The following is a 9,422-nucleotide window of genomic DNA, read 5'->3' as shown; positions in this document are numbered from 1 at the left end:
GGCACACCACCAGCAGGTGCACGGCCCTGACCACCAGCCGCGGGCGGACCGCCGACGGGTCCGCGGCCTGCGGGCGAACCGCCGGAAGGCATCGTGCCGGTCCCCTGACCAACACGCGGAGCGCCTCCCGGGCTCGGTGGCGTGCCACCGGCCGCGGACTGGGTCGGCCTCGGTCCGCCCGTCGGTGACGTGGTCGCCGGCGCATTCGACGACGTCGTGAGGCCGCCCGGCTTGTCGGGCAGCTTCACCGAAGGGGTCGAGGGAGCGGGTGTCCTGGCGGAGGCCGAGGTGCCTCCGGGGATCGAAGGCGGTGCCGAGGTGCGGTTGCCCGGGGTGGAGGACGACGACGAGGACGTGGAGGTGGTGGGCGAGGGTGTGGTGGAGGGTGGCGCTTTCGGCTGGACGCGGTTCATCGACGACGCGACCGACTGGTCGGTGTCGCGGGCGGTGCGGGCGGTTTCCCTGGTCTTGGTGCCTGCGTGGTCTGCTGCGGTGGCGGCCTGTTCGGCGCCGCCGCGGGCCGTTTGGATCGCCTTGTCGGCGTGTTGCATCGCCACTTGGCCGAACACGCCCGCGCTGCCCGAGGTGGCGTTGATGTTCAGCTTGCTCGCGACGCTGGAGCGGACCTGGTCACCGCGGTTGGTGATCTTGCCGCCGAGCGACTCGACGGCGTCCGGGTCCATGCGGGTGCCGCGGCCGCCCGTGCCGCCTGGTGACGGGGACGGGGAACGGGTGGGGTGGCCGCCGCTGTCGGGGTGCGAGCCACCGCCGTGGTGCGATCGGGTCTTGCCGGTCATCAGGCGGTGGCAGGCGGCATGTCATAGGGCTTCACGGCGTCGTACGCGGACTTCGCGTAGCCGCCGTACTCGGCGAACCGTCCCAGGCCCTTGACCAGGCCCTCCATCTTCTCCGCCAGCTTGGCCATGCGGCCGCCGAAGCGGGCCATCGCGGACGCCAGCTTCGACAGCCTGCCCGCGATCTTGGTCGCCATCATGGCGCCGCGGGTGCCGGCGTAGCCCGCGTACGCGGCGATGGAGCTGCCCAGCGTGACCACGGCCGACGCGGCGGCGATGAGCGCGCCCGCGATCAGCTCGCCCACGAAGTCCGAGATCCAGCCGAACACCAGCGACCGCAGTTCGCAGACGAGCGCGCCGGACAGCGCGTAGATCGCCGCGGTGCCGTCCATCGTCTTGCCGAGCGCCTCGTACTCGGCCGCCATCTGCTCCATCTCGCGCTTGAACGCGTCCCCCGACGCGCCCTCCCAGTCGGAGACGCCGCGCAGGTCCTCGCGGTGCTCCTGGGCGATCGTCTTCATCTCCAGCGCGGCCTGCTTGAGCTGGTCGGTGTTCGCGTTGATCTCGTCCGGGTTGCCCAGCAACGCGTCCAGCGGCTCGCGCAGGAAGTCCACGTGCTCCAGCAGCCAGCCGACACCGGCGGACGCGAGCATGCCCAGCGGGTTCGCCATGGTGGCGACCAGGTCGACCACCATCCCGGCACCGCCGAGCGCGACGTCGATGACGTCCGGGCCCTCCCCTTCGGACTCCGACGTCAGCGAGTCGACGAAGCCCGCGACGCTGTCCACCACGCCGGCTCCGCTCGACCACGTGGTCGTGCTGTTCTCCTCTGCCACGGTTCCCCCAGTGCGGCTCAGCGGTTGCGGAAGATCGAGTTGTCGCCGAAGTCCTCGTCCTCGTCGGTGCTCGGACGCGGCGCGGGACGACGGGCGGGAGGCGGCGGCGTGGCGGTCGCGGCGCGTTCCTCGTACTCCTCGTTGAACGCGTACGCCGAGGCCTGCGGCTGCTCTTCCTCCTCCGGCGGCGGCAGGTACTCGGTGATCATCCGATACGTCTCGGAGCCTTCGCCCTCGACCGCACCGAACGTCTCGGCGACCTTCACGGCGGCACCGCGCTGGGCCTTGCGCGCGATCTCGAGGATCTCGCCGGACAGCTGGCTGTGCGACTTCCGCATCGCGTCCGCCGTCAGCTCAAGGCCGGTCAGCGCACCGTTCGGCGCGACGCTCACCCTGATCGTCCCGTCGTTCGACGAGGCAGAACCACCCGCCTGCGCCAGCCCCTCCTGGACCGCGGCGGCCTTCGCCTGCGCGTCGGCGATCTTCGCCTCGAAGTCCCGCATCCACTCTTCGGGCGTCTTCACCAGCACTCCACCTCGCACTCGACCGTACGGCCCAGAGCATTCCACAGGAGATGTGAGCGCGTTGCCCGAACGGTTGAATCCGGGTCCGCTGAGGACGGTCGGCTCCGGTCAGCCGGTCAGCGCGCGGACCGCCGACTCCGCCATCGCCCTGGCCTGCTCGCCGGTCGCGTTCTTCAGCTCGACCTGCGCCCCGGCCCAGAAGTCGTTGTCCCGCACGGCGCTCACCGCCGCCCGCCCGCCGAAGGCGTCCTGCGACACGCAGTGCGAGACGAACCCGGACACGGTGGGACGAGCGGAAGGACCGCAGAACAGCGCCGCGTAGTCGTGGGCGTTGCGGCGCAGCTCCTGCAACCGCGGCCGCCAGCGGAACGCGTCGACCGGCGGCCGGACGAAGGTCACCTGGAGCCGGGTGTCGCCCGACGTCAGCGTGCAGGTGCCCGGCTCACCCGGCTGGATGCCGGGGAACGCCGAGCGCAGCCGGTCGCAGGTGAACGGGGCGTCCGAGGCGGGCAGCGGTGGCGACACCTCCGCGGTCACCAGGTAGAGCGGTTCGGCGCACGGCAGGGCGACGACCGAGCCCGAGATGCCCGGACCCTGATACTCCAGGGAGAACCGGCCGTCGGACGCGGAGCTGTTGCCGCCCACGCGCCAGCCGCGGGCGCTGATCAGCTTCTCCACCGACGCCCGCAGGCCGGACAGCGACGAGACCTTGCCCGCCGCCACGACCCGGTCCACGTCGGGGTCGGGCTGCGCCAGCGTCGACTGACCCGCCGGTACCTCGGCGCCGGACGCGGCGGGCAGCACGGAACCGGCGAGGCCCGTCACCTCCGGCGGCACCAGGAGGTCGGTGCCCAGCGAGGCCGACGGCCGGCCGGAGGACATGATCGAGGAGACCCTGGTGCAGTCCGCCGAGTTCACCGCGGAACCCGACTGTCCACAGGAGACGGTGAAGAGCACCAGAGCCACCACGAGGAGCCTCACGAGATGCTGCCCTCCGCCGACGACGAGCAGTAGCGCACGCCGTTGAGCTTGTCGAGGTTGTCGAAGGTGGCCTTGTAGCCGTTCAGGGTCGCGCCCGGATAGTCCAAAGCGGACCGTCCGCCCTCCACCTCGTGGCGGGCCACGCCGTCGGACCCGCTGGTCGCCTGCGCGATCAGCCGGCCCTCCTCGGCACCGGAAGGGCCGGTGGCGCGCGTGTAGAACGCCACGCGGCCACCGGAGACGGGCGAGCCGTCCGACGTCAGCACCGCTTCCAGCACCAGCGGGGTGCCGGACGCCGGACGGGCCTGCAGTGCGGTGCCGGTGCAGAACGCGCTGCAGGCCGTCGCCGCGGTGGAGGCGGCGACGACCAGCAGCACTGCGAGGAGATTCCTGATCAACACGAACCGAGATTCCAGTCGCTGATGCCGAGTTGGGAGTCGGCGAACGGGGAGGCGAAGTACGCCAGCAGGTCGATCAGGTAGTCCGGGATCGCGTCACCCGCGTCCAGGAACATGATCATCTGCTGTCCGTCCGCGCCGTGCACGACGATACCGTTGGGGCCGGTCGCGACCTTGCCGGGCTTGGTCGACAGCTGCAGGCAGCCGAGGTCCACGCCGAGCGCCGCCAGCTGCAGCTTCGAGCTGATCGGCCGGTACTGCTGGTCGTAGCGGTGGTACTGGATCGTGTGCGTCTCCCCCAGCACCAGCCTCTCGTCGTAGGCGTCGGGCAGGCCCAGCGGACGTTCGATCCGGAAGCGGAGGTCGACGTCCGCGTTGATGTCGACACCGCTCGTGCCCACCTCCACGCGGTCGTAGTCACCGCGGTCGAACGCGGGCATCACGTACCCCGCGAACGCCGGCACGCCGTCGATGTTGAACGGCACCTTGGCCGGGCGCACGGTCAGCGCGGCGATGTCGTGGATCGCGAAGCCGATGTCCGCGATCTTCGACGGCTTGAGCCCGTAGTGGCCGCGCAGCGTGCCGGTGAAGAAGTTGACCGGGTCGGAGAACAGCTCCTGGTCCACGTCGGTCTTCTTGAACTCCGACGCGAGGATCAGGCCCGTGTGGAACTCGATCAACGGCGTGCGCGGCGCGGACTTGAACTCGACGGACGAGTCCTGCTTCAGCGTCGCCTCGGTCCTGCCGCCGAGGTCCTGGAACCGCAGCGAGATCCCGCTGATGCCGCCCTTGATCGCGTCCGGCTCGTCACTGGTGGCCAGGACGATCTGCGCCTCCAGGGCGAACAGGCCGTCCAGGGTGCTCGCCGGCGAGGTGTAGGCGAAGTCCGGCGCCGTGATGCCCGCCGTCTTCACCGCCGTGGTGATCTCGAACTGCGCGGGCACGTCGGTCAGCTGCGCGATGCCGCTGGCCGGCTTGCCCTCGTAGGTCGCGGACGCCTTCAGCATCAGGTTGCTGATCGGTGCCGAGTTGTCGACGCTGATCTTCGAACCCTCGCCGAACTTGGCCTTCACGTCGACCTTGCCGGGGATCGGGTCGAGCTGGGCCAGCGCCCGCGCGGTGCCGAGCTTCGGCACGTTGTAGGCCTCGGCGTGCACCTCGATCGAACCGGCCTTGACGACACCCGCGTCGTATTTGAACTCCAAGCCGTTGGTGCCCATGGAGATCGGGCCCAGCTTGAAGTCGATGGCGGCCGGCAGGTTCGTCAGCGTCACCTTGGCCTTCGCCCCGGTCAGCGGTTCCGGCGTGAACACCGAGTCCGCGACGTAGAGCTCCAGCCGGTCGACCACCGGGTGGTAGTTGCTGAACGAGAACGAGCTGGTGGTGAGGTCGGCGGTCACCTCGGTCGGCAGGCCCGAGATGTTGATGATGCCGACCACGCCGTAGCAACCGCGGTCCGTGCAGAACGGGCCGTCGTCGCGCGGGCAGCCGTCACCCGCGCACTTGCCGTCCACCACCGCGATGCCGTTGGCGAACTTCGGTGCGCCCAGGCCGTTCAGCGCGGCCTCCTTGCCCAGCCAGGCCTGCAGTTCCAGCGCGAGCTGCCGGTCCGCGCGGTAGGTGAGCACGCCCTTGTTCGAGCCGATCGTCAACGTGCTGGGCACCGGGCCGAGCCTGCCGAGCGCGGCCAGCCGCACCGCGCCGTTCAGCCGGACGTCGGCGTCCAGCGCGATCGTCTGCGAGGCGATGTTGAACTTCGTGGTGAAGTCGCCGCCCGTGTGCGTGTACTCGGCCCTGGAGAACCCGCTGAGCGCCGCGCTGGCGTCAACGTCCTCAGTGGACTGGTTGTAGTGCACCGCGAGGTGCGAACCCGTCGGCGCCTGGGCACCGTCGTGGTTCGTCACCGCGAACGCCGCCGATCCCAGCGGTGCGGACTCGGCCGCCAGCAGGTACCTGCCCTCGGCCCAGTCGGCGGTGAACTTCGACGGGATGTCGCGCAGATCGCCGAACGCGGACCACCTGCGGCCGTTCACCGGGATGTCGCGCACCAGCGCCGTGACGGCACCGATCGGTGCCGACATGGTGACCTCCGCGTGCTTCGCCGGTGCGTCCACCAGCACGTCCGCCGAGGCCGGCACGCCGAAGACACCTGCGCGCAGGTACCCGGCGCTGTCCCCGGTCACGGTCAGCGAGATCTCGTCGACCGGTGCGGAGTTGCGCATGCTCACCGAGGTGCGGTCGCCGAGCTGACCGACCAGGTGCATCGACGCGGGCAGCTTGCCGACGACGCCCTTGGCCCGCAGCACGGGGAACCGCGCGTCGGTCGTGCGGGCATCGGCTTCGAGGGTCAACGTGCCCAGCGGCGCGGACGCGGTGTACCCGACGTCGATCTTGCCGTCGGCCACGTCCAGCGGGCCGACGGTGAGGTCGACCGGTGAGGCGAGACCGGACAACGTGGCCAGCGCCTTGAAGTCCGGCAGCCGGTCGATCAACCCGTGCACGCCCACGTACGCCTGCAGCGGCGCGGTGGGCCGGTAGTCGTCCAGCACGACCTTGCGCGCGTTGAGGTCGATCGTGATCCCGGTCGGCAGGCCCGGCAACCGCACCGTGCCGACGACGCCGAAGCAGCGCGGGAACACCTGGCAGAACGGGCTTTGGTCCTTCGCGCACCCGGCACCCTCCGCACAGCCGCGGGCGACGGCGGCGACACCGTTGGCGAACAACGGCGCACCGAGCCCGTTCAGCGCGGAGATCTTGCCGAACGCCACGTTCAACGCCAGCCCGACGTTGCGGTCGGCCGCGTAGGTGATCTTGCCGTCACCGACGTCGACGCGGATCGTGCTCGGCAGGTTGTCGATCCGGCCCAGCACGGAGTACCTGGTGTCGTCGGTGTTCCCGGCCGCCAGCAGCACGTCCGCGTCCACGAACACGGGATCACCGCCCGTGTCGGTGTCGAGCCGGAACGTCTGGTTGCCGGTCGAGGCCCGCGAGTACTCGACGTGCGACAGCTTGCGCACCGACACGCTCGCGTCCAGGTCCTGCGTGGTCTGGCGGTAGTGCACGGCCGCGTGCAGACCGGTGGGCGCGGTCGTGTCGCGGTGGTTGGTCACCGCGAGCTTCGCGACGCCCAGCGGTGCGCTCAGCGCGCGGAACCGCAGGTTGCCGTCCGCCCAGTCGGCGTCGAAGTCGGCCGGCACCGCTTCGAGGTGCGTGAGCGCGGTCCAGTCCCGGCCACCGACCGGGAACCGCGCCACGACGTCCACCAGGTCGAGCGACTGCGCGAGCTCGCCCTGCAGGTGCTTGGCGGCGAGGTCGACCAGCACCTCGACGCTCGTCGGCACCCCGGTCGTCAACGCGGACAGGTACCTGTCGTCCTCCGGCCGCAGCTGCTCGACGTGGTCGGGGCTCGCGAAGAGCTCGATCCGCGGGATGCGGCCGGACGCCGTGTACTTGACCCGCGGCTTGTCGCCGAGGTCGTACTCGACGTCCACAGTGGACGGTACGGCGAGCACCGTGCCGAACAGCGTCGGACCGCTCTTGGTGTTCGTGTACGCGACGTGCGCCCGGTCGATGACCTCGCTCGCCCGGTAGGCGATCTTGCGCGCCGCCGTGTCCGCGTCGATCGACGCGGTCCTGGGCAGGTTGGAGATCTCCAGCCGCGCCTTGTGCTCGCCGTCGACGTCGGCGGCACCGACGAACGCCTGTCCGCCCGGCGAGAACTCGGTCCGCAGCCGGGTGTGGCCGTCGAAGAACGCGTCGACCAGCTTCAGCCCGCTCACCTGCGCGCTGGCACCGATCGCCTGGTCCCGCGTGATCACCGTGGTGTGGTCGCCTTCGAGGGGCGCGAACGCGCCGAGGTTCTTGGAGAACGCCAGGGTCGCCGCCCCCAGCGGCTGGTCCGCGGTGAAGTTCGCGTGCCTGGCACCTCGGTCGACCTCGAAGTCGACCTTGGTGGGCAGCCTGCGCAACGCCCCGCGGCCGACGATCGCGGGATCGCGGTCGTAGAAGTTCACGTCCAGCGACTCCAGCGCGCCGGAAGCCGTGTAGTGCGCGGAGATCTTGTCCTGCTCGGTCTTCAGCTGCGCGTCCCACTTCGCGGGCACGGCCTTGGCACCGGCCTGCACGGCCCAGTCGAGCCGGTCCTGGCCGCTGTAGACGTAGTCGGCGAACAGCACGTCGGCGATGGCCGACTCGGCCTGGTAGTCGATCGTCGTCTCGCCACCGCCGACCGGCCGGGTCATCGCCGCGGACACCTGCGACGGCAACGTGTCGATCTTGAGCTGGTCGAACCTGTTCCGGCCGCCCTGGTTGGTCAGCACCTGGGCGTCGAGGTGCGTGCCGACGTCACTGCGTGCGTCCACAGTGGCCTTCTGCGGCCGGTCCTGCGCGCCCATGTCGATGAACGCGTGCGCGGTGAACAGCCTCGGCACGGGCGAAAAGCGCGCGCTGGCCACGGTCGGGTCGTACGCGTCACCCTTGTCGTCGTCCCGCACGGACGCGATGCCGGCCGTGATCGCGAACGCGTCGCCCGCACCGAGCTGCAGCAACGACGCCTTGACGTCGAACACGCCGCGCGCAATCTCGAACGGGTTCAACGTGAAGATGCCGATCGTGGCCGTGGAGAGGCTGGTGCCGCGGCGGAACCCGTCGTAGCCGAGCGACACCCGCTTGTGGCCGGGCAGGTCGTAGACGCCCCACACGTGCGCGGGCAGGTCGCGGCCGGCGAACTCGCTGGTGGGCAGGCGCAACGTGACCATCGCGAGGCCGACGTTGATGATCCGCAGCAACGCCTCCAGCTTCTCCTGCAGCGTGGTCCTCAGGTCGTCCAGCAACGACTCCAGCTGCAGCTTCTCGATCAGCAGCTCGGGGTGCAGGATCACGTTCAGCGGGTCCTTCAGCAGCTCCAGCACGACGTTGAGCCGCTTCGTCGCGTCGTCGATCTGCCGTTGCACGTTCAGCAGGTCGCGGACCGGGCCGACGAGCTCGCCGACCGCGACGGCGGGCAGCACGTCCGCGAGCACGTCGGGCGTGCGGTCACCGGTGACGTCGACGATCGCGGGCACGCCGAGCGGCAGCGTGAGCGAGCAGGAGACCTGCTTGGTCGCCGACTCGGAGCAGACCCGGTAGGTGATCCTCGGGATGCCGTCCGGCAGCTCGTTCAGCAGCGCCAGCGGGTCCACGGGCAGCGGTGGCGGGATGTTCCCGGACGTGAGGGCGTCGATCAGCTCCTGCAGCGTCGCCCGCCGGGTCGGGTCGATGAACTGCGCCGACGACACCTGCGGCTGCAGCTTCGTCGCGTCGAGGTCGGGGGTGCCCTGCAGGGTGGTCCGGCCCGCGTTCTTCAGCGTGGTCAGGGCGTCCGCGGCGGTCAGGTCGACCAGCTTCTGGCCCGGCTGCTCCGGCAGCGCCAGCTGGTGGGGGCGGGCCTGCGGATTCGGCACGACCGGCGCCTTCTCGACCGGCACGGTGCCCGCAGCGGGATTCAGCGCGGGCAGCGCCGGGATTTCCTGCAGTGCCCTGGATCTTTCTCGCGGAACCTGCACCGATCCGTTCGGCCCCGGATCAACGGGCTCGACCGGTGGAATTGCCTGCAGCTGCGGCGCCACGGTGGCGTCGGCCTGCCGCACTTTTCCGGTTGGAATGTCCTTGTTGCTCACCTGCGCCTGCTGCGCTGGTGGCGGCGGTGGCGGTGGTTCGGGCTCGGCCAGCGCGACCTTCGTGCCGAGACCCACCTGAGCCAACACAATTAATGAGACAAAAGCATGCGAAAACAGCCGTCGCGACACTTGACCCCCTAAAGGTTGTCCCGTAACGGTGTGTCGCCGCGATCGATGATCTTGGTGTGGATCAGGTGATCAGTGCGGACCGGCCGGAGTGGGTGCCGGTGTT

The 9,422-nt window shown here is 70.4% G+C and carries 5 protein-coding genes and 1 pseudogene; all 6 read right to left on the bottom strand.

What is annotated here, in order from left to right; all coding sequences use genetic code 11:
- Nucleotides 1-797, bottom strand: a pseudogene (locus ACWEIJ_RS10445) (hypothetical protein); the annotation flags it as partial.
- A complete protein-coding gene (locus tag ACWEIJ_RS10440) occupies nucleotides 797-1,630 on the bottom strand; it encodes a hypothetical protein (RefSeq protein ID WP_449836882.1) in 834 nt (277 codons plus the stop codon). The gene ACWEIJ_RS10440 and the pseudogene ACWEIJ_RS10445, both read right to left, overlap by 1 nt.
- A gap of 17 nt (nucleotides 1,631-1,647) precedes the next feature.
- Nucleotides 1,648-2,154 (bottom strand): YbaB/EbfC family nucleoid-associated protein, encoded by a 507-nt coding sequence (locus ACWEIJ_RS10435; RefSeq protein ID WP_449836881.1) that lies wholly within the window; start codon nucleotides 2,152-2,154, stop codon nucleotides 1,648-1,650.
- Between the two features lie 108 nt (nucleotides 2,155-2,262).
- Nucleotides 2,263-3,135 (bottom strand): hypothetical protein, encoded by an 873-nt coding sequence (locus ACWEIJ_RS10430; RefSeq protein WP_449836880.1) that lies wholly within the window; start codon nucleotides 3,133-3,135, stop codon nucleotides 2,263-2,265.
- Nucleotides 3,132-3,536 (bottom strand): hypothetical protein, encoded by a 405-nt coding sequence (locus ACWEIJ_RS10425; protein ID WP_449836879.1) that lies wholly within the window; start codon nucleotides 3,534-3,536, stop codon nucleotides 3,132-3,134. Before ACWEIJ_RS10425 ends, ACWEIJ_RS10430 begins: the two co-directional genes overlap by 4 nt.
- The gene (locus tag ACWEIJ_RS10420) at nucleotides 3,530-9,274 is read right to left on the bottom strand and encodes a hypothetical protein (RefSeq protein ID WP_449836878.1); all 5,745 of its coding nucleotides are present in this window, start codon (nucleotides 9,272-9,274) and stop codon (nucleotides 3,530-3,532) included. Before ACWEIJ_RS10420 ends, ACWEIJ_RS10425 begins: the two co-directional genes overlap by 7 nt.
- Between the last annotated feature and the right edge of the window lie 148 nt (nucleotides 9,275-9,422).

The organism is Lentzea sp. NPDC004789 (assembly GCF_053601075.1).
The sequence above is the reverse complement of the archived record's forward strand: the minus strand, read 5'-3'. Positions and strand labels throughout refer to the sequence as shown.